The organism is Pyrinomonas methylaliphatogenes, assembly GCF_000820845.2.
Classification (GTDB): domain Bacteria; phylum Acidobacteriota; class Blastocatellia; order Pyrinomonadales; family Pyrinomonadaceae; genus Pyrinomonas; species Pyrinomonas methylaliphatogenes.
This window is the reverse complement of record NZ_CBXV010000001.1, coordinates 1-25393: the sequence shown is the minus strand read 5'-3', so window position 1 is coordinate 25393 and position 25393 is coordinate 1. Positions and strand designations below refer to the sequence as shown.

Sequence of the window (25393 nt, the reverse complement as noted above, 5' to 3'; positions counted from 1 at the left end):
ATGGTGATTACAATTTTGTAATCTATGGGCGACGATTCCCACAGAATTGTATGGCGACGACCGAGACGACCAGTGAGATCAGAAAACTGACCTCCCTGCTGGAGATCAGTCAGGCCCTCTCGAGCACGCTCAATTTCAAGGCGGCTCTCCATCGCGTGCTCGAGGTGCTCGAGCGACACCACAACATGGTGCGCGGCATGATCACGCTCCTCAACGAAGAGGATGGCGAGATCTACATCGAAGCGGCCAACGGGATTTCGAGCGACGGCGCCCGCGCGCGTTATAGGCTCGGCGAAGGGATCACGGGTCGGGTGATCGAAAGCGGCAAACCCGTAGTCGTCCCGCAAGTGAGTCGCGAGCCGCTCTTCCTCAATCGCGCCGCCAAAAGGGAGCTGGGCGACAAGGAATTCAGCTTCATCTGCGTGCCGATCACGCTCAATCGCAAAGCGGTAGGAGCGCTGGGCGTCGATCTTCCCTTCAAAAAGGATCGCGACTACGATCGCGCGGTCAAATTCCTCAAAGTCGTCGCCTCGATGGTCGCGCAATCGCTCAAACTGCAACGCGCGATCGAGGCCGAGCGACAACGCTTGATGGACGAGAACATCCATCTGCGTCAAGAGTTGCGCGAGCGCTATGATTTCTCGAACATCATCGGCAACAGCGGCCCGATGCGCCAGGTTTACGAGCAGATGGCGCAGGTGGCGCGCACCAACACGACCGTGCTTATCCGCGGCGAATCGGGCACGGGTAAAGAGCTGATCGCGCATGCGATCCACTATAACTCGCCGCGCGCGAAGAAGCCGTTCATCAAGGTAAGCTGCGCGGCGCTACCTGAAACGCTCATCGAATCTGAGCTATTCGGCTACGAGAAAGGCGCGTTTACGGGCGCCCTTACGCGCAAGAAAGGGCGTTTCGAACTGGCCGACGGCGGGACGATCTTCCTCGATGAGATCGGCGATCTGAACCTTTCGACGCAAGTGAAGCTGCTGCGCGTGCTCCAAGAGCGCGAGTTCGAGCGGCTCGGCGGCACCGAAACGATCCGCGTCAACGTCCGCCTGATCGCTGCGACCAACAAGGATCTCGAAAAGGCCATCGCCGAAGGCGCGTTCCGCGAAGATCTCTACTATCGCCTCAACGTCTTTACGATCTTCGTTCCCCCGTTGAGAGAGAGGAAACCGGACATACTGCTTCTTGCCGATCATTTCCTCGAAAAATACTCGCGCGAACATGGCAAGAACATCAAACGCATCTCGACGCCGGCCATTGACATGCTGATGAGCTATCACTGGCCCGGCAACGTGCGCGAACTCGAAAATTGCATCGAGCGTTCCGTCCTCGTCTGCGAAGGGAGCGTCATCCACGCGCACCATCTGCCGCCGACGCTGCAAACGGCGGAAGCCTCCGGCACGGTCGTGAACTTGTCGTTGGCAGAAGCCGTGCAGGCTTATGAGAAAGATCTCATCCTCGACGCGTTGAAGACGACGCGAGGCAATCGCGCCAAAGCGGCGCGTCTACTTAAAACGACCGAACGGATTCTGAATTACAAGGTGAAGAAGTATGAGATCGACTGCAACCGCTTCCGCGTCTGAGTTGGCGGCGGATCCATCTTGAAGGCGAGGCGACGCCTCCTCCAACAAAGATGTAATCCGGATGCTCACAGCTTACAATTTTGTAGTTTCCTCTCGTCTCCGGCCCCGCTCCGCTTCGAAGCCCTTCGAGACGGCAAGTCTATTCTTCGCAACCATATAGAGACGCCCACGCGATCCCCCGTGGCGATTGGCATGGTCATTGCTTAAAGGTCCTCGCGTGATAAGTGGAAGATGACGGTGCGCTCGCGAAGCGAGGACTCGAATGATGATGGATCGGAAGTCGTTTTTGAAGAGCGGTCATTTGGGATCTCTGGTCGGCGCTTTTCTCTACTTCGACATCAGCTTCATGATCTGGGTGCTGATCGGTCCGTTGGCCGTCTTGATCGCCGAAGATTTTCATCTGAACGCGGCGCAGAAGGCGAACCTCGTCGCGCTCCCGCTGTTGGGAGGATCCTTCCTGCGCCTAGTCCTGGGTTATCTGACCGATCGGATCGGCCCCAAAAGGACAGGGCTTCTCGGCATGGCGCTGACCGCCGTGCCGCTCGTGATCGGATGGCGGGTTGCCGATTCGCTCGACGACATGTATTTCGTCGCGCTGATGCTCGGCATCGCTGGCGCAAGCTTTGCCGCCGCTTTGCCGCTCGCCAGCCGATGGTATCCGCCTGAGCACCAAGGATTGGCTTTAGGGATCGCCGGTGCGGGCAACAGCGGCACGATCTTCAGCACACTCTTCGCCAACCGCCTGGCCCGTTGGTTTGGAGATTGGCACGTCGTCTTCGGTCTCGCCTTGATCCCGTTGGCGATCGTGTTTCTCATCTTCCTCCTCATCGCCAGGGACAGTCCCGATCGCCCCGAGCCGAAGAGGTTGAGCGATTACGTCCGCGTGTTGAGGGAGAAGGACACATGGGTCTTCTGCCTCCTCTATATGGTCACGTTCGGCGGGTTTTCCGGAATGGCCAACTATCTGACGGTCTTCTTCAACACGCAGTATCAGTTGAACGCGGTGCGGGCCGCAGATTTTGCCACCGTTTGCGTGATCGCTGGAAGTTTCTTCCGCCCGGTTGGCGGCTGGCTCGCCGATCGGGTCGGAGGCATTCGGATGTTGATCCTACTCTACGCCGTGATGAGCTTGATGCTGGCCTGCGTCGCATCGCTTCCGGCGCTCGGCGTCACGACCACCCTTCTCTTCGTCGCGATGATGTGCATGGGGATGGGGAACGGTTCAGTCTTCCAGCTCGTCCCGCAACGTTTCCGCGAAGAGGTAGGGATCATCACCGGGATAGTCGGCGCGGCAGGCGGATTGGGCGGGTACTTCCTGCCGACGATTCTGGGCCACTTAAAGCAGCTCACGGATTCTTTCACGCCCGGCTTCCTGATCCTCGCGCTGGTCGCGGGGAGCTGCATGGCCGTGCTCTCGTTGGCCCAGCGCGAATGGAGGCGGGAATGGATCGGCGAGGGAGGCAAAGTGAGAGTCGCTCCGTGGATCGAGGGCGATATCGAGACGACCTTCTGAGAAGGATCAGCGTAATGGCCGTCGCGCTTCAAGGGATCGAGTTTCATAGGGCGATGTCGGACGCGGTCTTCACGCACTGTCCATATTGCGCTTTTCAATGCGGCATGCGTTTGTCTCGTTCCGGATCGAAGATCATCGTCGAAGGCGACGAATCCTTCCCCGTCAACAAAGGGGCCTTGTGCGTCAAGGGCTGGACCAGTGCCGCCGCGTTGGAGCATCCTGAGCGCTTGCGCCAGCCCTTGGCGCGCAACGCGCGCGGTGAGCTTGTCCCGACGACATGGGATGATGCGCTCGCGCGCATCGCGCGCGCCTTTATCGACGCTCGCGCGCGTTATGGTCCGAATGCCGTCGGCCTCTTCGGGAGCGGCGCGTTGACGAACGAGAAGGCCTATCTGCTCGGCAAATTCGCGCGCGTCGCGCTCGGCACGGCGAGCATCGACTACAACGGGCGTTTCTGCATGTCGAGCGCCGCGGCGGCCAGCATCAAGGCCTTCGGCGTGGATCGAGGTCTGCCCTTTCCGCTCGAAGAGATCGCTCACGCGGAAACGATCTTGCTCGTCGGAAGCAACGCGGCTGAAACGATGCCGCCGATCATGCAGTATTTTCAGCGTCAGCGCGAAAACGGAGGGCGACTGATCGTCATCGACCCGCGGCGCACGCCGACCGCCGCCGCTGCCGACATCCATCTGCAGCTTACGCCCGGCACCGACGCCGCGCTCGCCAACGGGCTGCTTCATTTGCTCGTGCGCGATGGGTTGATCGACGAGCAATATATACGCGAGCGAACCGAAGGCTTTGAGCTCGTCCGACGCACGATCGCAAGCTACTGGCCCGAACGAGTCGAACGCATCACGGGCGTCCCCGTCGCGCAATTGATCGAAGCCGCTCATCTTTTGGGCCGCGCGGAGACGGCGATGGTGCTTACGGCGCGCGGCGCCGAACAACAAGCGCGCGGCGTCGATAATGCGCTCGCCTACATCAACATCGCTCTGGCTTTGGGGCTGGTCGGTAAGCCTTCGAGCGGATATGGCTGCCTGACCGGACAGGGCAATGGGCAAGGCGGGCGCGAACACGGCCAAAAGGCCGATCAACTGCCCGGCTACCGACGCCTTGATGATCCGGCGGCCCGCCGTCACATCGCCGCCGTTTGGCGGATCGCTGAAGATGCGCTCCCTGGCCCGGGCAGATCGGCTTACGAGATGCTCGACGGACTCGGGCGCGAAGATGGCGTGCGCGCGCTTCTGGTGATGGGATCGAACCCGGTCGTCTCCGCGCCGAACGCGGCCCATATCATGGCACGCTTCGAAGCTCTGGATTTTCTGGCGGTCGCCGACTTCTTCCTTTCAGAGACGGCGCAGCTTGCGGACGTCGTCCTCCCATCGGCCCAATGGGCTGAAGAAGAAGGGACGATGACCAATCTTGAAGGGCGCGTCATCCTACGCCGCCGCGCGTTTTCGCCGCCCGAAGGCGTGCTCACCGACATCGAGATCCTATGCGCGCTCGCCGCGCATCTGGGCCACGCCTCATCCTTTTCGTTCGCCGGTCCTCGTGAGGTCTTCGATGAGTTGCGTCGCGCGAGCGCAGGAGGTTTAGCTGACTACTCCGGGATCACCTACGAGAAGATCGAAGCCAATCGCGGCATCTTCTGGCCCTGTCCGGCGGAGGATCATCCCGGCACGCCACGCATGTTCGCCGACTCTTTCCCCACGGCGAACGGGCGCGCCCGTTTCCACGCGATCGAATATCGACCGCCAGCGGAGGAGATTGATGAAGAGTATCCGCTCTATCTGACGACGGGACGGCTGCTCGCGCACTACCAGTCGGGCGCACAGACGCGCCGCATCGCCGAACTGCGCGAACTGGTCGAAGAACCATCGATCGAGATCCATCCGGCGACGGCGAAGCTTTATGGTCTTGCCGAAGGTGACCGAGCCATCTTGCGGACGAGGCGCGGCGCGGCGGAGTTCAAAGTTCGGGTGACGGCAGATATCCGCGAAGACACGATCTTCGTGCCGTTCCACTGGGGCAACGCGCTCGCGATCAACCGCTTGACTAATGCCGCGCTCGATCCCATCAGCAAGATGCCGGAATTTAAGGTGTGCGCCGCTCGTCTAGAACGGTCGAGCGCGAACGGGAAGGAAGGATGAGCAAGCAACGACTGGTCATCATCGGCAACGGCATGGCTGGAGCCAGATTCGTCGAAGAACTGCTGGCTCAAGGAGGCGGCGCGCTCTTTGAGATCGCCGTCTTCGGTGATGAACCTTATGGCAACTACAATCGCATTCTACTCTCCAACGTGCTCGCGGGCACTTATGACGCGCAAGATATCTTCATCAATCCTCCTGACTGGTATCGCGAGAACGGCGTTCGTCTCCACTTGGGCGTGCGCGCGCTTGAGATCGATCGCCAAGCGAAACGGGTCATAGGCGAAGGGGGCTGCGCGGAAGCTTATGACAAGCTCGTGATCGCCACAGGCAGCCGTCCCGTCATCCCGCCGATCGAAGGCCTCTCGAAGGATGGCGTCTTCGTCTTTCGCACGCTGGATGATTGCCGTCGCATCGCGAAAGAAGCGAAGCATGCACAAAGAGCGGCCATCATCGGCGGCGGGCTGCTCGGCTTGGAAGCGGCATACGGCCTTTTGAAGCTGGGTCTTGAAACGCACGTCGTCCACTTGATGTCCCATTTGATGGAGGCGCAACTCGATGCTACGGGCGGAGCGATCCTCAAGAGAGAGTTGGAGAGAATGGGACTCAAGATCCATCTGAGGAAGCGAACGATCGCGACGCTCGGCCAAGATCGCGTCACGGGCCTCGTCTTCGACGACGGAGCGACGCTCGATTGCGACATGGTGATCGTCTGTGCCGGCACGCGCCCCAACGTCGAGTTGGCTCAGAAAGCCGGATTGGCGGTCGAGCGCGGCATCGTCATCGGCGATGACCTCGCTTCGCCCGATGATCCGGACATCTACGCCATCGGCGAATGCGCAGAGCATAACGGGCAAACTTACGGAACCGTCGCTCCCCTGTGGGACCAGGCGCGCATCTTGGCCGAACGCCTCGCACGCCGCAACCCGGCAGCACGTTACACCGGTTCGCGAGTCTCCACCAGATTGAAAGTCGCGGGGATCGAACTGACCGTCATGGGAGCGAAGGATCCGCAGCGACCGAATGACGAGGTGGTCGTCTACTCCGACCCATCGCGCGCCGTCTACAAGAAGCTGATCATCAGGAACGGACGTTTGATCGGAGCCATTCTGCTCGGCGATGGGATGACCATTCCAACTCTGCTTCAAGCTTTCGATCGGAGAGCGCGCCTGCCGGAGAATCCGGCAGAGATCATGTTTTCGTTCGCCTGGTCCAATATCCCTAAAGCGTCCGAGACGCAACGCATCTGCCATTGCAACGGCGTGTCGCGAGCGAAGATCGTCGCCGCCATTCGATCCGGCCACTGCACGGTTGATGCCGTCGCCAAAGCGACGCGCGCAGGCACGGGTTGCGGTTCGTGTCGGACGGAGATTCACGCGATTTTGGAGGCCCACTTGCGCGAGACGGGCGGCGCGCTCGCCGCTGCAGAACGCGTCGGGCAACTGCGCGCCGCATATGATGCCGCAAGCTGAAAACTTAAGGGTGGGTTCATGCGCGCAACTTTTGCGGAGGCGGTCGGAAGGAGGTTTCGCGAGATGAGCGAACGGAAGCGCCAACTCGTAGTGGTAGGCAACGGGATGGTCGGGCACAAGTTCATCGAGACGCTCGCTGGCACCGATGACTTCACCATCACGGTGCTCAGCGAAGAGCCGCGCCTGGCATACGATCGCGTGCATCTGAGCAACTACTTCGACTCGCCGCGCCCCGACCTATCTTTAACCTCTGCGGAAGACTACGCGGCTTGGGGCGTGAAGGTCATCTTCGAACGCGCCCTCGAGATAGACCGCCGAACTAAGACCATCAGAACCGCGTCGCAAATCATCCCCTACGACAAACTCGTTCTCGCTACAGGATCGCGCCCGTTCGTCCCGCCGATCGAAGGCGCAGAACTGGAAGGATGCTTCGTCTACCGCACCATCGAAGACTTGGAGCGAATCGAAGCTTACGCCAAGCTCTCACAAAGCGGCGCGATCATCGGCGGCGGCCTTCTCGGTCTCGAAGCCGCAGGGGCGCTGCGCAAATTAGGGCTCGCGACGCACGTCATCGAAGTCGCCCCGCACCTGATGCCTCTTCAACTCGACGAGATCGGCGGGCGGTTCCTCAAAAGGATCATCGAAGCGATGGGGATCGAAGTGCGCACTGGAGCGATGGCGCAACGCATCATCGCGCGCGATGGACGCGCCGCCGGAATCGTCTTCGCCGACGGCAGCATGTTAGAGGCCGATCTCGTCATCTTTTCGGCAGGCATCCGCCCACGCGACGAATTGGCCCGCGCCGCTGGACTCGAGATCGGGCCGCGCGGCGGGATCGCGATTGACGATCACTGCCGGACCAGCGATCCCGATATTTACGCCATCGGCGAATGCGCTTCGCACAACGGCACCATCTACGGATTGGTCGCGCCGGGTTATGCGATGGCCAAAGCGCTCGCGGCTCACCTCGCCGGCGATGGAACCGCGCGCTTTGCCGGCGCCGATCTTTCGACCAAGCTGAAGCTTCTAGGCGTCGAGGTCGCGAGTTTCGGCGATGCGCACGCACGAAGCCCAGAGGCAGAAGAGATCTGGTTCGCCGATCCGCTCGAAGGGATCTACAAGAAGCTGGTCATCAGCCGTGACGGCAAACGACTGTTTGGCGGCATACTCGTTGGCGATGCGGCGGAATACAACAGGCTGCTCGCCCTCTGGCAAAGCCGCGCGCCGCTGCCGCAAAACCCGCGTCAACTGATTTTGCCCCAAGATGGCACCGAAAAGGGAGCCGAGCTGCCCGCCGAAGCGAGAATCTGCAATTGCGAGAACGTGCCCAAAGCGAGCATCGTCGAAGCCATCAAGGCTGGCGCGCGCGAACTCGCCGAGATCAAACGCTGCACCAAAGCTGGAACCGGTTGCGGCGGTTGCGTGCCGACGATCACTGAGATACTCAAGGCCGAACTGGCTCGATTGGGCGAACGGGTCGCCAATCACCTTTGCGAGCACTTCGCTTATAGCCGTCAAGAACTCTTCGACATCGTGCGCGTCAAAGGCTATCGCACCTTCGAAGAGCTTCTGCGCGATTATGGCCGCGGTTACGGTTGTGAGATATGTAAACCGGCAATCGCTTCCATCCTCGCCAGCATCCACAACGAATACATCCTCAAGGATGAACTCGCTCCATTGCAAGATACGAACGACCGTTTCCTGGCCAATATGCAGAAGGATGGCACCTACTCGATCGTCCCGCGCGTGCCGGGCGGCGAGATCACGCCCGATAAGTTGATCGTGCTGGGCCAGGTCGCGAAAAAATACAACCTCTATTGCAAGATCACGGGCGGACAGCGCGTCGATCTTTTCGGCGCACGCCTCGAGCAACTGCCTTCGATCTGGAAAGAGCTGATCGAAGCCGGCTTCGAATCGGGCCACGCTTATGGGAAGGCCTTGCGCACGGTGAAATCCTGTGTCGGGCAGACGTGGTGCCGCTATGGCGTGCAGGATTCGACCTCGCTCGCCATTCGCTTGGAGAACCGCTACAAGGGATTGCGCGCGCCGCATAAGATCAAAGGGGCCGTCTCAGGCTGCACGCGCGATTGCGCCGAGATGAACAACAAAGATTTCGGCGTCGTGGCGACCGAAAAGGGCTGGAACCTTTTCGTCTGCGGCAACGGCGGGATGCGTCCGGCCCACGCGCAACTGCTCGCCGCCGATCTAGACGAGGAGACGCTTATACGCTATCTCGATCGTTTCATCATGTTCTACATCCGCACCGCAGATCGATTGCAGCGCACCTCGACATGGCTGGCGAAGCTCGAAGGCGGCATCGAGTACTTGCGCCGCGTCATCGTCGACGACGCGCTCGGACTCGCCGCCGAACTGGAGGCGATGATGCAACATCACATCGCCACCTACAGATGCGAATGGAAGGCGACGCTCGAAGATCCCGAAAAGCTCAAACAGTTCCGCCACTTCATCAATTCCGATGATCCCGATGATAACGTCGTGGTCGTCATCGAACGCGGGCAACCGCGACCGGCGACGCTCGCCGAAAAGGCGCGGTCGCTCCCGGTTTTGACCAACTTTTGATCCGAGGAGGAGATGAAGATGTTGTGGCATAAGGTCTGCAAAATCGACGACATACTTCCCTTCTCAGGCGTCTGCGCCAAGGTCGAAGGACATCAAGTGGCGATCTTTCGCGTCGCTGGCGATCAACTGTTCGCCATCTCGAATTTCGATCCTTTCACCTGTGCCAATGTGCTTTCGCGCGGCATCGTCGGGAACAAAGGCGAAGTCTGGATGGTGGCCTCGCCGCTGCTGAAGCATCGTTTCAACCTGCAGACCGGAGAGTGTCTCGACGATCCGCAGGTTCGCGTGCCGACCTATCCGGTGAGAGTCGTGGGACGAGAGGTCTTCGTCGCCGTCGTGGCGGATGAATCTCTCGCCGCCAATTCACCCCTGGTCGTTCGAGGAGCCGAACCGACCGCGCAACACGGGATGATGGCGTAGGGCGTGTTGTTTAGCTGAAGCTCAAGATGTGCGACCGCGAGAATGATCAAAATCATTTCCTCCTCAATCGCCACACCGCGAAGCTCGTGGCGAGGAGGAAACGAACCATGTTCAAAATATCGATGGCTACTTGCTTCCATTCCGTTCCATATCTCAAGTCCCCGGTCGGAGAGGGACTGTGCGCGCTTCTCCTCTCGCTGGTCTTTTCGGCTCAACTCGCTTCTGCGCAAACGAATGGGAGCTCACCTTCTCCCACGCAAGAAGAGTTGCAAGCTCGAATCCATCGCATGGAGGCCCAGATTGAATCTCTGTGCGCGGAGCTGGCCGAACTCAAACGCCTCGTCGCGCCGCAAACGAAGAGCGGGGCAGCTTCCTCCCCTTGCGCCGCGTCGCTCGGTCTCGCCGCGAACGCGCAAGCTGAGTCTAAGGCTGCCGCCTCTCACCGAGCCTCAGAACGGACGCAAGGGATCGAACTCGGCCCTTTTCACGCCACACCTTACGGCGCCATCTACTTTAACCTCTTCGGAAACAGCGGCGCGAGCAACAATGCCGACGTTCCGCTGTTTGCCGCGCCGACCGGATCGGGCGGGATCGGGGCGAGCGTCCGACAGACCCGATTGGGCCTACGGCTCACCGGTCCGGAAATGCTTCACGCAAGATCGAGCGGAACGGTCGAAGCCGATTTCTTCGGAGGGTTTCCGGCGATCGGCATCGGCGAGAATTTCAGTCTCGTTCGATTGCGTTTGGCGTTCGCGCGGCTCGATTGGAAACGCACGGCGCTCATCATGGGTCAAGATTGGATGGTCTTTGCCCCGGCGAATCCGACTTCCATCGCTGCCGCCGCCGTTCCACAGATGGCGGCAGCGGGGAACCCATGGGCGCGCTTGCCCCAAATCAGGGTGGAACATCGCTCGTTCGACGGAGTTCTTCTCTGGCAGGCTGCTCTTCTTGCTCCTTCGACGGGCGATTACCCATCAGGGACAAGCGCGCCCTTCACCCTTCAGCCGAGCACCGGATCGGCTTCGCGCCTCCCTTTCTTTCAAGGTCGCATCGCGCTCTCCGGCCAGAACTGGCTGGGATCGAAGCGGACCGGCAACATCGGGATCTCCGTCCACTACGGGCGCGCGCGCGTAGCCAAAGAGAGGATCAATTCAGATGGATTGGCGCTCGACTGGTCCACTCCGCTGTCGCGAGATCTCACTTTAAGCGGAGAGGCGTTCATCGGAGAGGACCTCGCCGGCTTTCAGAGCGGAATCTTTCAAGGTTTCAACCCTGATGCGATCGTTCGACGCGAAGGGATGCCGCCTTCGACGCGCGCCAAAGCGATCGGAACTCGCGGCGGCTGGGTGCAACTCGGCTGGACATTGCCCGCCCTTAGCGAACGCGCGACCCTCTACGCCTCGTTTGGCCTTGACGATCCGCGCGACCGAGATCTACGGAGCGCGTCGCCTAGAGATTGGCGCACGCGCAATGTGGGCGGCGCGATCAATCTCATTTACAAAATCTCGCCACAGCTTTCGTGGGGGATAGAGTTCAGACGCCTCGAGACGAGCTATCTGATCAGCGGCAAACAGAGGGTCAATCATCTCAACGCGGCGACGATCTTCAGCTTCTAGTCGAGTTGCGTTCGGCAACGATAGCTTCGGATCGCCGATGAGAAGGATGAGCGGTAAGGTGTACATCATCGGGGCTGGCCCGGGCGACCCGGACCTGTTGACGCTCAAAGCCGTGCGCGCGCTTGAGCGCGCCGATGTCGTGCTTTATGACCGTCTCGTGACCGCAGAAGTCCTCAAACTCTGCCCTCCCAAGGCGACCTTGATATACGTCGGCAAATCCCACGGCGAACAACGCTTTCAAGATCGAATCAACTCGACTCTGTTGAATCTCGCCAAGGAGAACAAGGTCGTCGTGCGCCTCAAAGGGGGCGATCCATTCGTCTTCGGCAGAGGCGGCGAAGAGTGGGCTTTTCTCAATGCGCATGGCATCGCGGTGGAGGTGGTTCCGGGCCTATCTTCAGCCCTCTCGCTCCCTAGCCTCGCCGGAATCCCGCTCACATACCGCGGCATCTCGGCCTCCTTCGCCGTGATCGCAGGTCACCGCCAAGAGGGCGCAGAGTTGAATCTGGCCGCCGTCGCTCGAGTTGAGACACTGATCATCCTGATGGGAGTCAACGAACGACGGAAGATCGCGCAGAGATTGATCGAACATGGACGCCCGCCGGATGAACCGGTGGCTTTTATCGAAAACGGCGCGACGCCTGCGGAGAGGGTCATCACGAGCGAGCTTGTCAGCGTCGCCGAAGGCCGAGTCGAAGTCCACCCGCCAGCCGTTTGGATCATCGGTAAGGTCGTGAACCTACGGCGCTGCCTCGCACCTTGGGGCGATTCATCGCTGGACGAACATTCGGGCTCGTCTCTCCATCTTGCGATGAAATGAGATCGATGCCGCAACTTCGCTCGTGGGGAAGGATCGTGGGTTCCGCTTGGGCCTCCGATCCCTCCCCTTTTCTTAGCTTCGCTAATCGCCGCTCACTTTCTCGCCGAGTTGCGGTTCCGATAGACGCCCTTCGACCTCTTCGGCCACGCTCTCGACCGCTTCTTCGATCGTCTCATCCTTCTCGAGGCGGAAGTTGCGGTAGTACTTCATGCCCGTCCCGGCAGGGATCAAGCGGCCCATGATGACGTTCTCCTTGAGGCCGCGCAGGTAATCGACGCGCCCCGAGACGGCGGCCTCCGTCAGCACGCGCGTCGTCTCCTGGAACGAAGCCGCTGAGATGAACGAATCGGTCGAAAGCGACGCTTTCGTAATCCCGAGGAGCAGCGGCTCGGCCTTCGCCGGTTCGCCGCCTTGCGCGATGACGCGCGCGTTTTCGTCCTCGAAACGGAAGCGGTCCACTTGCTCATCGACGAGGAAGTCGGTATCGCCCACCTCCTTGACGCGCACCCAGCGCAACATCTGACGCACGATCACCTCGATGTGCTTATCGTTGATGTTGACGCCCTGCAGGCGATAGACCTCTTGGATCTCGTTGACCAGATACTCCTGCAACCGGCTCATGCCGAGCACGCGCAAGATATCGTGCGGGTTCAGTGGACCATCCATCAACGGCTCGCCAGCCCGCACGCGGTCGCCGTCCTGCACGTTGATGTGCACGCCGCGCGGGATATCGTACTCGCGCTCCTCGCCATCATCGCCGACGATGATCACTTTGCGCTTGCCCTTGACGATCGGACCGAGCCGCACGGTGCCATCGATCTCGCTCATCACGGCGGTTTCCCGCGGCTTGCGCGCCTCAAACAGTTCGACCACACGCGGCAGACCGCCCGTGATATCTTTGGTCTTGGTGGTCTCGCGCGGGATCTTGGCGATCACGTCACCCGGCTCGACCTCGTCGCCGTCGCGCACCATGAGATTGGCGCGAACGGGCATCTGGTAAGTCTTCAATACCTTGTTGCCGTCGCGGATCTCGAGGCGCGGTTGGCGCTTCTCATCGGGCGAGTCCTTGACGACGAGGCGGACTTGACCGGTCACCTCATCCACTTCCTCATCAACTGTTACGCCCTCTTTCAGGTCGCGATACGCGACGCGACCGCCGACTTCCGTGAGGATGGCGAAGGTGTAAGGATCCCATGTCGCGAGCAACTGGTCCTGTTGCACGCGCTCGCCATCCTCGACGTGGATGTGCGCGCCATAGACGATCTGGTAACGGGCCACTTCGCGTCCGCGATCATCGATGATCGCGAGCGCGCCATTGCGGTTCATGGCGATCCGCTCGCCGCGCCGGTTCTTGACCGTCTGCAGATCGATGTAACGGATCGTGCCATCCATGCGCGCCTCATGCTTAGAGGACTCTTCCAAGCGGGCCGTGCCGCCGATGTGGAACGTGCGCATCGTAAGCTGCGTGCCCGGTTCGCCGATCGACTGGGCGGCGATGATCCCGACCGCTTCGCCGATATCCACCGGCTTCCCAGTCGCGAGGTTGCGCCCGTAGCATTTGGCGCACACGCCGCGGCGCGATTCGCAGGTCAAGACCGAACGGATACGCACGCGCTGCACGCCGCTGCGTTGAATCTCCGCAGCCAAATCCTCCGTGATCTCCTCGTTGGCTTTGACGATGACCGTCCCTTCGACCGGATCGATCACGTCTTCGAGCGCAACGCGACCGATGATGCGGTCGCGCAAGGACTCGATCTCCTCGCCGCCTTCGACGATCGCCGTCGCCCAGATGCCTTTGAGCGTGCCGCAGTCCTCTTCCGACACGATGACGTCTTGGGCGACATCGACCAAGCGGCGCGTCAGGTAGCCCGAGTCGGCGGTCTTCAACGCCGTATCGGCCAGCCCTTTGCGCGCGCCGTGTGTCGAGATGAAGTACTGCAACACGTTCAAACCTTCGCGGAAGTTCGAACGGATCGGCGTTTCGATGATCGAACCATCGGGCTTGGCCATCAACCCGCGCATCCCGGCGAGCTGACGGATCTGCTGCGCCGTGCCCCGCGCGCCCGAATCGGTCATGATCAGGATCGGGTTGAGTTCGCCCGTTTCGCGCTCGCGCTCCTCCATCGCGCGGAACATCTCCTTGGCAACCTTGTCGGTCGCCTCGGACCAGATGGCGATCACCTTGTTGTAACGCTCGCCGTTAGTGATCACGCCATCGCGCCACTGCTTTTCGACTTCGATCACCTCTTGCTCGGCCTTCTTGACGATCTCGTTCTTCGACTCCGGAGTCACCAGATCGTCGATGCCGATCGAGACGCCAGCCTTGGTCGCATAGAGGAAACCGAGCGTCTTCAAATCGTCGAGCATCTTGACGGTCGTCTGATGGCCGAGCCGCAAATGGCAATAGTTGACGAGCGTCTGCAGCCCCTTCTTCTTCAGCGTCCCGTTGATGAACGGCAATCCATCCGGAATCTGATCGTTGAAGATGACGCGCCCGACCGTCGTATCGATGATGCGCCGGACGTTCCGCTGCACGGTGGCGCGCATGACATCTTGCGGATCGCGCTCCTGCGTGAGATCGATCAGATCTCCGACGAAACGCAGTTTGATCGGCGTCTGCGTCGTCACCAATCCGGCGTCGAGCGCAAGCAGCACCTCTTCGGTCGAGGCGAAGACGCGCCCCTCGCCGGGAGCGCCCGGTTTCTCGCGCGTCAGATAGTAGCAACCGAGCACGATGTCCTGCGACGGCACGGCGATCGGCTGGCCATTGGCCGGGCTCAAGATGTTGTTCGACGACAGCATCAAGACCGAAGCTTCGATCTGCGCTTCGGGACTGAGCGGGATGTGCACGGCCATCTGATCGCCGTCGAAATCGGCGTTGAACGCCGTGCAGACTAACGGATGGATCTTGATCGCCTTGCCTTCGACGAGCACCGGCTCGAAGGCTTGAATGCCAAGCCGGTGGAGCGTCGGCGCGCGGTTCAAGAGCACGGGGTGTTCGCGGATGACCTCTTCGAGGATGTCCCACACGATCGGCTCTTGACGGTCCACCATCTCGCGCGCTTGCTTGATCGTCGCCGCATAACCTTGCTTTTCGAGCTGATTGTAGATGAACGGCTTGAAAAGCTCGAGCGCCATCTTCTTCGGCAGACCGCACTGATGCAACTTCAACTCCGGACCGACGACGATCACCGAGCGGCCTGAGTAGTCCACGCGCTTGCCCAAAAGGTTCTGTCGGAAGCGTCCCTGTTTGCCTTTGAGCGTGTCGCTCAGAGACTTCAACGGACGATTGTTGACGCCGCGCAGCACGCGCCCACGTCGCCCGTTGTCAAAGAGCGCATCGACGGCCTCTTGCAGCATGCGCTTCTCGTTGCGCACGATCACTTCGGGCGCGCGCAACTCCATCAACTTCTTCAATCGATTGTTGCGATTGATCACGCGCCGATAAAGATCATTTAAGTCCGAAGTCGCAAACCGCCCGCCATCGAGCGGAACCAACGGACGAAGCTCCGGCGGCAAGACCGGGATTACATCGAGGATCATCCATTCTGGACGATTCCCCGACTTCAAGAAGGACATCACGACCTTGAGCCGCTTGGAATATTTGAGCTTCTTCTGTTGCGACTGCTCCTCCTTCATCTTCTGGCGCAAGTCCTTGGCCAAAGCTTCGAGATCGACGCGCGCGAGTAACTCCTTGATCGCTTCGGCGCCCATCTTGGCCGTGAACTTGCCCGGATAATCGCGCACGAGTTCGCGGTAACGCTCCTCGGTCAAGAGCTCTTTCTCCTTGACCGGCGCGTCGCCCGGATCGATGACGATGTAGGATTCGAAGTAAAGGACCTTTTCGAGATCGCGCATCGAAAGGTCGAGCAGATGACCGATGCGGCTCGGCAACCCCTTGAAGAACCAGACGTGCGAGCACGGGCTAGCGAGCTCGATGTGGCCCAACCGTTCGCGCCGCACCTTGGCCTGCGTCACCTCGACGCCGCACTTGTCGCAGATGACGCCACGGTGCTTCATGCGCTTGTACTTGCCGCACAGACACTCCCAGTCGGTCACCGGACCGAAGATGCGCGCGCAGAACAGGCCGTCGCGCTCGGGCTTGAACGTGCGATAGTTGATCGTCTCGGGCTTGGTCACCTCGCCATGTGACCATTGCCGGATCTTCTCCGGCGAAGCGAGGCTGATGCGAATGGCATCGAAATCGGGTCCGAGTTGCGTCTTCTCTTGCTGAAACTTGAACACGGTCATCTCTCCATGCATGGATGGTTTTGGAGTTTCAGGTTCCGCTTCCGAAAGAAGCGCCTCACAACGTCGCGCCTGATCACTCGATGCTTCCGCCGGTGACCACAGGCCGTCCGGTGCTGTCGCTATCGGCGAGCTGATCGCCGTTCCGTTTGATCAACTCGACATCGAGACAGAGCGATTGCAATTCGCGCACGAGCACGTTGAACGATTCGGGCACGCCGGGTTTGTAGTCAGCCTCGCCCTTGACGATCGCTTCGTAGATCTTCGAGCGCCCGGCGACATCATCGGACTTCGCCGTGAGCAACTCCTGAAGGATGTGCGCTGCGCCATATGCTTCGAGCGCCCATACCTCCATCTCGCCGAAGCGCTGTCCGCCGAACTGCGCCTTGCCACCCAACGGCTGCTGCGTGATCAAGCTGTACGGACCGATCGAGCGAGCGTGGATCTTGTCATCCACGAGGTGCGAGAGTTTCAGCATGTAGATGTAGCCCACCGTCACCTTCTGCTCGAAAGGCTCGCCAGTCAACCCATCGTAGAGCACGGTCTTGCCCGTGACATCGACCATCTCAGGCAATCCCAGTTCGCGCAATCGCGCGCTCGCCTCGCGCAATTTCTGTTTGATCTCTCCCTCGGTCGCGCCGTCGAAGACGGGCGTCGCAAAGTGGAGTCCGAGCACGCGCGCGGCCCATCCCAAGTGCGTCTCCAGGATCTGCCCGACGTTCATGCGCGAGGGCACGCCGAGCGGGTTCAGGACGATATCGACCGGCGTCCCGTCCGGCAGATAGGGCATATCTTCGATCGGGAGGATGCGCGCGATCACGCCCTTGTTGCCATGGCGCCCGGCCATCTTATCGCCGACCGAAAGCTTGCGCTTCATGGCGATGAAGACTTTGACCATCTTGATGACGCCCGGCGCCAGCTCATCGCCCTGCTTCAGTTTGGCGATCTTCTCTTCGTAGATGTCTTCGAGGATGCGGATCTGACGTTCGGTCCGCTCCTCATACTCCCTGATCTCCTTGGCGACATCGACGCGCCCGCCGGCAAGCTGCGCTTTGCGCAGATGCTTCGGTTCCAATCCCTTCAGCATCTCGCGCGTGATGGTGACGCCTTTCGGGATACGCACCTCGCGATCGACGACGAGATCGGCGGCGAGTTTGCGCCCTTCGAACAACTCGTAGATGCGCTCATCGCGCTGCTCGCGCAAGATGCGGATCTCGTCCTCCAAATCGCGGCGCAATCGCGCCTCCTGCTCGGCTTGGATCGCCAGCGAACGTTTGTCGAGCTCCTGCCCTTTGCGCGTGAAGACCTGCACATCGACCACCGTCCCTTCGATCCCCGGCGGACATTTCAAGCTCGCATCTTTAACGTCGCTCGCCTTCTCGCCGAAGATCGCGCGCAACAGCTTCTCTTCCGCCGTCAATTGCGATTCGCCTTTCGGCGTCACCTTGCCGACCAGGTAGGAGTCGGGTTTGACATAAGCGCCGATGCGGATGATCCCCGACTCATCCAGATCGCGCAGCATGCTCTCGCTGACGTTCGGAATGTCGCGCGTGATCTCTTCGGGACCGAGCTTGGTGTCGCGCGCCTCGATCTCCAACTCCTCGATGTGAATCGAAGTGTAGTAATCGTCCCTGACCAAACGTTCCGAGACGAGGATCGCGTCCTCGAAGTTATAACCGCGCCACGGCATGAAAGCGACGAGCACATTACGCCCGAGCGCCAACTCGCCGCGGTCCGTGCACGGACCATCGGCGATCACCTGCCCTTTCGTCACACGCTCACCGACGCGCACGATCGGGCGTTGATTGATGCATGTGTTCTGGTTCGAACGACGGAACTTGGTCAACGTGTAGATGTCCGCCGTCACCTCGCGCGAGATCGTCCCATCGACGTTGTGATCGGCGCGCACGATGATGCGCTCCGAATCGACATAATCGACGACGCCGTCCCGCCGCGCCACCACTACCGCTCCGGAGTCACGCGCCGTCACCTGCTCCATTCCCGTCCCGATGTACGGCGCTTCGGCGCGCAGCAACGGCACGGCCTGCCGCTGCATGTTCGATCCCATGAGCGCGCGGTTGGCGTCGTCGTTTTCGAGGAACGGGATCAGGCTCGCGGCGACCGAGACGAGCTGTTTCGGGCTGACGTCGATGAATTGAATCTCCTCGCGCCGCGCCGTGATGAATTCGCCCGCACGTCGCGCCGCGTTGCGCTCGTTGATGATGTAGCCCTTCTCGTCGAGCTCGATGTTCGCCTGACCGATGACGTACTTGTCCTCTTCCCAAGCCGTCAAGTAGAAGGGATAAGGCTCGTACTCGGCTTTACGCCCGTCGGGGCCGATCCTCTTGTTCGCCTTATCCACCTCTTCCTGCGGCACATGGTCGCCCGGCTTGAACTTGGTGTCGCCGCCATTGATGATGCGCACGTACTCGACGACGCGCCCATCGACCACTTTGCGGTAAGGCGATTCGATGAAGCCATATTCGTTGATGCGCGCAAAGCACGAAAGCGACGAGATCAATCCGATGTTCGGACCTTCGGGCGTTTCGATCGGGCAGATGCGCCCGTAATGCGTCGGATGCACGTCACGCACCTCGAATCCAGCGCGCTCACGCGATAGCCCGCCGGGTCCGAGCGCCGACAACCGCCGCTTGTGCGTGATCTCGGAGAGCGGATTGGTCTGGTCCATGAACTGCGAAAGCTGCGACGAGCCGAAGAACTCGCGCACCGCTGCCGTGACGGGCTTAGCATTCACCAGATCACGCGGCATGATCGTCTGCATGTCCTGCTGAATGGCCATCTTCTCTTTGATCGCCCGTTCCATGCGCACCAGCCCGATGCGGAACTGGTTCTCGAGCAACTCGCCGACGGCGCGCACGCGACGATTGCCCAAGTGATCGATGTCATCGGGCTGATACTCGGTCGGACGGGCGCGCATCTTGAGCAAGTAGCTGACGACTTCGATGAAGTCTTGCGGCGACAACAGCGGGTCGTCGATCCGCTCGTTCTCCGGCTTGCCCATCTTGATGTTGAACTTCAAGCGTCCGACGCGCGACAGATCGAACTTCCGCTCATCGAAGAACATCCCTTCGAACAAACGGAAGGCCGTCTGCACGGTCGGCGGGTCGCCCGGACGCATCTTGCGATAGATCTCAAGCAACGCATCGACGGGCTTGCGGATGAGATCCTTCTTGAGCGTCTGCGCGAGAACCGACCCGATCTCATCCCGTTCGGGGAAGAAGACGGTGAACTCCTCGATGCCCGCCCCGATGATCTCCTGTAGCTTCGTCGGAGTGATCTCAGAGTTACTGTCGAGCAACACCTCGCCCGTCGCTTTATTGATCACATCGCCCAAGGCGTAGGCGCCCTCTAGCTGCGCTCCGCTGATCTCGATCTCGCTGATGCCGCTCTTACGCAGAGCCTCGATCGCCGAACTGGTGATCTTCTTGCCGCCCCGCACGATCGGCTCCGCCCCTCGCCCTTTGATGTCGTGCTCGGCTCTCAATCCGACGATGTTGGTCGGACCGTGCTCGGGGATCTGCGCAAAGAGTCGCCCATCGCGCACTCGTATGCGATCCGCTGTGTAGAAGGCGCGCAACAACTGCTCGTCGGTAAACTCCGCCTTCTTGACGGCTTCTTCAAGCTCCGCATCAGTGCGCAGAGAGTGCGGATCGAACTGCGGGTCGAGCCATAGCCCGAGCGCGCGCAGAAAGATCGTCGCAAGGAACTTGCGCTTGCGGTCGATGCGCACGTATAAGAGGTTCTTCTGGTCGTATTCGAACTCGACCCATGAACCGCGATACGGGATGATCTTGGCCAGATAGACCGGCGACTTTTCGTAGAAGACGCCCGGCGAGCGATGCAACTGGCTGACGATGACCCGCTCGGTCCCGTTGATGATGAACGTTCCCGTGTCGGTCATCAACGGGATCTCGCCGAAGAAGACCTCTTCCTCCTTGATATCGCGAATCGAACGCGCACCCGTTTCCGGATCCTGATCGTAAACAGTCAGGCGGATCTTGACCTTAAGCGGCACGCTATAGGTCATCCCGCGCTCGCGGCACTCTTGTTGATCGTGCTTGTGTTTGAGCCCGACGGGCTCGCCGCAGTTGTCGCACAGCTTAGGACGCACGTTATTGAAGGTGCCGCATTTTTGGCAAAGCGTCTCGCCCGGATTCAAGGGATCGACCTTGATGAGCGCGCCGCAGTTGCGGCAGTTCTCGCGCAAATGGCGAAGCCCTTCGAGCCGCCCGCACTTACACTGCCAGCTCCCAACTTGATACTCAACGAAATCCAACTCCGCCGTTCCCCGAAAATCGGAGATCGGGAAGATGGACCGAAAGACGGCTTGCAAACCGACCATCTGCCGCTCCTCAGGCAAAAGGTCCATCTGCATGAAGCGGTTGTACGACTCGCGCTGAATCTCGATGAGATTCGGGATCCGCACGGAGGTTTTGATCTTGGAGAAATCGTGCCGTTTGGGCGGCTGACTTGTGCGGCGTCCCGCGCCGACATTATCCATCTGGAGCGGATTGTTGATGATGTTCATCGCTGCTCGACCCTGCTTCTGACGAAGTTTTTAGGTTGAAAATCTATATGCCTGCGCGCCGCGCGGCATCGCTCGATAGAGACGGTCTATTCGGATTGTTCAGCGAGTTCATGAGGTTTTCGGAATTTTCGCGCAAAAAGGCCAAAGCGCGGTCGGGACGGAAACTCCCCCGACCGCTTTGGCGAGCGGTTAAACTCTTATGTAGAACTGCCACGGGAGTGACGCCAACGCCTCAACGCCCTTTTAGCTTAAGCTGTCACCGGCTCGGCTGTCAAGCTATCTGCCGCGGGAAGAGATCGCACGGAGAGGGCTCCGCAGCGCTCCCCGCGCTCAAACCGCTTCTTATTTGACCTCGACGGTCGCTCCCGCGTCGGTCAGTTTCTTGCGAATCGCTTCGGCCTCTTCCTTCGAGACCCCCTCTTTGATCGGCTTCGGCGCCGATTCGACCAAATCCTTGGCCTCCTTCAGACCGAGCGAAGTGATCTCGCGGACGACCTTGATGACGTTGATCTTGTTCGCGCCCGCGTTCTGCAAGATAACGTCGAATTCGGTCTTCTCCTCCGCCGGAGCCGCCGCTTCAGCGCCGCCCGCCGCCGCGACACCAGCCGCGGGGACAGCAACTGCCGCTGCCGCCGCCGAAACGCCGAAGGTCTCCTCCAGTTCCTTCACCAACTGCGCCGCTTCAAGCAGCGTCATATTTTTCAGATATTCGATGACTTCCTCGCGCGTAATTGCCATAAGATTACAGTTCGTCCTCCTTAAAATGGGGATTGAGTTCGGTTTCGATTCGAGAGCACGGACGGGACGGCGCTCGCTCGTTGCATCCCGATCGAGCGCGAAGTCCGAGCTGATGAAGGACGACCCTGACTATCGCCCCCGCTCCGCTCGTCCGCAGGCGATTTCAACTCCTTTACGACGCAGCCGCCTCCTTCTTCTCGCCGATCTGCTTGATGACGATGGCGAGATTGCGCGGCACCGCCGACAGAACGGTCGCCAACCGCTGCGCCTGACAGTTGAGCAAGAACATCAGCTGTGAGATCAACTGCTCGCGCGATGGCAGATTGGCGATCGCCTCCAAATCCTTGAGCTCGACGACGCGCCCTTCGACGATCCCGACCTTGAAGGAGAAAAGTTCGGGATTCTCCTTGAGGGCTTTCGAGACGGCCTTCGACAGAGCAACCGGATCCGATTTGCTGAGCGCGACCGCCGTCATCCCTTTCAGATGGCCCACCGTTTGCTCAAACGGCGTCCCCGTTGCCGCAAGCCGCGCGATAGTGTTTTTGACGACGCGATACTGCGCTCCGACTTCGCGCAGGCTCCGTCGAAAAGCCTGATCCTTCTCGACCGTCACTTTATTGAAGCCGATGAGCACGCCGGACGTCGCCTCGCGAAATTGTTGCGCCAGCGATTCCAACTCCTGCTGCTTCTGCTTTCTCGTTTTCATCCTCTCATCCCTCGCGAATGATTGGGCCCGCCCACTACTTTGCAAAGGCCGCTTCGTCCACCGTCACGCTCGGCGTCATCGTCGCCGAAAGCCAAACCCTCTTCATGTAACGCCCTTTGGCCGTCGCCGGTTTGGCGCGGGCGATGGCTTCGAGCAGCACGCGCGCGTTCTCATGCAGCTTATCCGTCTCGAAAGAGACTTTGCCGATCGGCACATGGATGACGCCGGTCTTATCGACGCGATACTCAACCTTGCCAGCTTTCGTCTCTTGGACCGCCGTCTTTACATCGAACGTTACGGTGCCGGTCTTCGGATTCGGCATGAGTCCGCGCGGGCCCAAGATCTTACCCAACTGCCCGACCATGCGCATCACATCGGGCGTGGCGATCACGGCATCGAAATCGAGCCATCCGCCTTTGATGCGCTCGACAACGTCCTCACCGCCGACGAAATCGGCGCCAGCTTCTTCAGCCTCTTTGACCTTTTCGCCCTGAGTGATGACGAGGACGCGTTTGGTTTTGCCGAGTCCATGCGGCAGGACGACGGTGCCTCGCACGAGTTGATCGGCCTTGCGCGGGTCAACCCCCAGCCAGACCGTCAACTCGACCGTCTCATCGAATTTAGCGAAGGATATCTCTTTGATCTTCGCGATGCCCTCTTCGAGGCTATACTTCTTATTCCGATCGATCTTCTCCAGTGCGGCGCGATACTTCTTCCCGTGTTTTGGCATCTCCACCTCCGAGGTTCGAACGGATGATCCTCGCCATCCTCCCTCGCGAAGAAGGCTCAGAGCCTTCTTCGCTCAACCTTCGATGATGAGCCCCATATTCTTCGCCGTCCCTTCGACGGTGCGAATGGCGCTCTCTAGACTCGTCGTATTGAGATCGGGCAATTTCAAGCGCGCGATCTCCTCAAGTTGCGCGCGCGTGATCTTACCCACCTTCTCGCGATTCGGTTTGCTCGAGCCTTTCTGGATCCCAGCGGCCTTTTTGAGCAGATCGGCGACGGGCGGAGTCTTCGTCTCGAAAGTGAAAGACCGATCCGAATAGACGGTGATGACCACCGGGATCTTCATATCCGGATCCATGTTGGCCGTGCGCGCGTTGAAAGCCTTGCAGAACTCCATGATGTTAACGCCGTGCTGACCGAGCGCCGGGCCGATCGGCGGCGCCGGGTTCGCTTTTCCCGCCGGAACCTGCAACTTTATCTGCGCTGTAACCTTCTTCGCCATATACCTCTCGCCTCGCCCACCTCTTCAAATCCTACTCATCTTCCGTAAAAGTCACCTTCTCGACATCCAGGAAATTCAATTCGACTGGCGTCGAACGTCCGAAGATGGTCACAACCACCTTCAGCGTCGATTTCTCCTTATTGACCTCTTCGACCTTGCCCGTGAAACTGGCGAACGGCCCCGATTTGATGCGCACCGTTTCGCCGACCGAGTATGTAAATTTCGGCTTCGGTTTCTCCGCCGCCTCCGTCACGTGATGGACGATCTGATCGACCTCTTCGGGAGTGAGCGGAGTTGGATGTTGTCCGCCAACGAATCCGGTCACTTTCGGCGTAGCTTTAACGAGATGGAAGACCTTGTCGGGGATGTGGCCGCGCTCATCACACTCGATCTGCACGAGCACATACCCGGGATAGAACATGCGCGAAGATTCGACCCGCTTGTTGCCGCGCATCTCCACCACCGTCTCGGTCGGGACGATGACCTCGGGGACAACATCTTCAAGCCCCATATCGCGGATGCGCGCCTTTAGGCTTTCGCGCACCTTCTTTTCGTGCCCCGAGTAGGTGTGGAGAATGAACCACTGCTTCATAAAGCTTCGATCCTATCTTCACGCGCCGCCGAGCAACCAATTGATCGCGCGCTCCAGTTGCGTCACCAAAAGCGTGAAAAGCTGGTCCACTAAGAAAAGATAGGCGGCAAAGAAGATCACCGTGATCAATGTGATGATCGTTATGTTTTTGACCTCGTTCGCCGTCGGCCAGGTCACGCGCCGCAGCTCTCCGCGCACATCATGGACGAACTGCCACGTTCGGTCGAAAAACCCTGCCCCCGGCGATTCCTGACGCGCCCCTCTCCCCTTCCGTTCCTCTGAATCTTCGCTCAGCCGCGCAACCTGCCCCGACTCGACGCGGGAGGATGACGGAGCGAGGCTCGACTCATCTCCTACGCTCATGCCTGTCGCCTGATCCTCTCTCTTCACGGCCGCCTACCCTTTGTCCAGCCCTCGCCGGCACAAACCGAGCTTGAATGTTTGGCAGGGGTACCAGGATTCGAACCCGGACTTTCGGTTTTGGAGACCGACGTGCTAACCGTTAACACCATACCCCTGCACCGCTCACTTCGTCTCCCGATGCGTCGTGTGACGTCTGCACCGACGACAGAACTTACGAAACTCCAGCCGTTCAGTCGTCGTCTTTTTGTTCTTCGTGGTCGTGTAGTTACGACTCTTACACTCGGTGCATTGCAATACTATGTTATCGCGCGGCATCGTTCCACTTCCTCAATCGAAGATCCAGCCGACCTACAGGATCGATCCGAAAGGGGATCCCAATTTCCCAATTGAAGAGCTTCTTCCTTCACTGAAGGGGACTCGTCTTCGGTATAGGCTTTGCGCCCCACCACCTGAACGGACGGCCCTCATCACTTTATTCCAGTATTTCGGTGACGGTGCCAGCTCCAACCGTCCGCCCACCTTCCCGAATCGCAAACCGTAACCCCTTCTCCAACGCCACTGGCGTGATCAACTCCACCTCCAAATTCACATTGTCCCCGGGCATCACCATCTCCACCCCCTCAGGCAACTTCACCACCCCAGTCACATCCGTCGTCCGAAAATAAAACTGCGGCCGATACCCACTGAAAAACGGCGTGTGCCGACCCCCCTCCTCCTTCGTCAATACATACGTCTCGGCCCGAAACCGCACATGCGGCGTGATCGTCCCAGGCTTGGCAATCACCTGCCCACGCTCCACATCCCGCCGCTCT

Annotated in this window: 18 protein-coding genes and 1 tRNA gene; 8 read left to right on the top strand and 11 right to left on the bottom strand. The window is 59.9% G+C overall.

From position 1 onward, the window contains the following. The first annotated feature begins 50 nt into the window (after positions 1 to 50). From nifA to cobA, 8 genes are all read left to right on the top strand, one after another. Positions 51 to 1589, top strand: coding sequence for a nif-specific transcriptional activator NifA (gene nifA, locus PYK22_RS00090; RefSeq protein ID WP_041972987.1), 1539 nt, complete (start codon positions 51 to 53; stop codon positions 1587 to 1589). Between the two features lie 268 nt (positions 1590 to 1857). After that, positions 1858 to 3102 (top strand): nitrate/nitrite transporter, encoded by a 1245-nt coding sequence (locus PYK22_RS00085; RefSeq protein WP_041973499.1) that lies wholly within the window; start codon positions 1858 to 1860, stop codon positions 3100 to 3102. 14 nt (positions 3103 to 3116) lie between these two features. After that, complete coding sequence (locus PYK22_RS00080) at positions 3117 to 5249, top strand: molybdopterin oxidoreductase family protein (RefSeq protein ID WP_211197556.1); 2133 nt, start codon at positions 3117 to 3119, stop codon at positions 5247 to 5249. Then, entirely contained in the window at positions 5246 to 6718 is a 1473-nt protein-coding gene (locus PYK22_RS00075; protein WP_060635152.1) for an FAD-dependent oxidoreductase, read from the top strand. The genes PYK22_RS00080 and PYK22_RS00075 overlap by 4 nt, the downstream gene beginning before the upstream one ends. A 63-nt stretch (positions 6719 to 6781) precedes the next feature. Further along, complete coding sequence (nirB, locus tag PYK22_RS00070; protein WP_041972985.1) at positions 6782 to 9298, top strand: nitrite reductase large subunit NirB; 2517 nt, start codon at positions 6782 to 6784, stop codon at positions 9296 to 9298. Between the two features lie 18 nt (positions 9299 to 9316). Then, a complete protein-coding gene (nirD, locus tag PYK22_RS18120; protein WP_211197555.1) occupies positions 9317 to 9718 on the top strand; it encodes a nitrite reductase small subunit NirD in 402 nt (133 codons plus the stop codon). Positions 9719 to 9825: 107 nt separating this feature from the next. After that, positions 9826 to 11334, top strand: coding sequence for a hypothetical protein (locus tag PYK22_RS00060; RefSeq protein ID WP_162199759.1), 1509 nt, complete (start codon positions 9826 to 9828; stop codon positions 11332 to 11334). 46 nt (positions 11335 to 11380) lie between these two features. After that, on the top strand, positions 11381 to 12154 hold the full coding sequence (cobA, locus tag PYK22_RS00055) for a uroporphyrinogen-III C-methyltransferase (RefSeq protein WP_041972979.1): 774 nt from the start codon (positions 11381 to 11383) through the stop codon (positions 12152 to 12154). 81 nt (positions 12155 to 12235) lie between these two features. Here the strand turns inward: cobA and rpoC are convergent, their stop codons facing one another. The 11 genes from rpoC to PYK22_RS00005 all read right to left on the bottom strand — a co-directional run. Further along, on the bottom strand, positions 12236 to 16405 hold the full coding sequence (rpoC, locus tag PYK22_RS00050; protein ID WP_041973492.1) for a DNA-directed RNA polymerase subunit beta': 4170 nt from the start codon (positions 16403 to 16405) through the stop codon (positions 12236 to 12238). Between the two features lie 73 nt (positions 16406 to 16478). Continuing rightward, positions 16479 to 20924, bottom strand: coding sequence for a DNA-directed RNA polymerase subunit beta (rpoB, locus tag PYK22_RS00045; protein ID WP_041973489.1), 4446 nt, complete (start codon positions 20922 to 20924; stop codon positions 16479 to 16481). Positions 20925 to 21293: 369 nt separating this feature from the next. Beyond that, positions 21294 to 21689: a 50S ribosomal protein L7/L12 gene (rplL, locus tag PYK22_RS00040; protein ID WP_041972977.1), complete on the bottom strand. Its 396-nt coding sequence runs from the start codon at positions 21687 to 21689 to the stop codon at positions 21294 to 21296. A gap of 172 nt (positions 21690 to 21861) precedes the next feature. Then, positions 21862 to 22395, bottom strand: a complete 534-nt coding sequence (gene rplJ / locus PYK22_RS00035) for a 50S ribosomal protein L10 (RefSeq protein ID WP_041972975.1) — start codon at positions 22393 to 22395, stop codon at positions 21862 to 21864. A 34-nt stretch (positions 22396 to 22429) separates the two neighbouring features. Beyond that, the gene (rplA, locus tag PYK22_RS00030) at positions 22430 to 23125 is read right to left on the bottom strand and encodes a 50S ribosomal protein L1 (RefSeq protein WP_041972973.1); all 696 of its coding nucleotides are present in this window, start codon (positions 23123 to 23125) and stop codon (positions 22430 to 22432) included. A 72-nt stretch (positions 23126 to 23197) separates the two neighbouring features. Next, entirely contained in the window at positions 23198 to 23626 is a 429-nt protein-coding gene (rplK, locus tag PYK22_RS00025) for a 50S ribosomal protein L11 (RefSeq protein ID WP_041972971.1), read from the bottom strand. Between the two features lie 31 nt (positions 23627 to 23657). After that, on the bottom strand, positions 23658 to 24218 hold the full coding sequence (gene nusG / locus PYK22_RS00020; RefSeq protein ID WP_041972969.1) for a transcription termination/antitermination protein NusG: 561 nt from the start codon (positions 24216 to 24218) through the stop codon (positions 23658 to 23660). An 18-nt stretch (positions 24219 to 24236) separates the two neighbouring features. After that, positions 24237 to 24608, bottom strand: a complete 372-nt coding sequence (gene secE, locus PYK22_RS16130; RefSeq protein ID WP_060635151.1) for a preprotein translocase subunit SecE — start codon at positions 24606 to 24608, stop codon at positions 24237 to 24239. Positions 24609 to 24660: 52 nt separating this feature from the next. Further along, a tRNA-Trp gene (locus PYK22_RS00010) sits at positions 24661 to 24736 on the bottom strand. A gap of 7 nt (positions 24737 to 24743) precedes the next feature. Continuing rightward, positions 24744 to 24896, bottom strand: a complete 153-nt coding sequence (gene rpmG / locus PYK22_RS17100; protein WP_083437457.1) for a 50S ribosomal protein L33 — start codon at positions 24894 to 24896, stop codon at positions 24744 to 24746. A 157-nt stretch (positions 24897 to 25053) separates the two neighbouring features. Continuing rightward, positions 25054 to 25393, bottom strand: a 340-nt coding sequence (locus PYK22_RS00005) for an EF-Tu C-terminal domain-related protein (RefSeq protein WP_041972967.1), incomplete at its 5' end; no start/stop codon positions are given.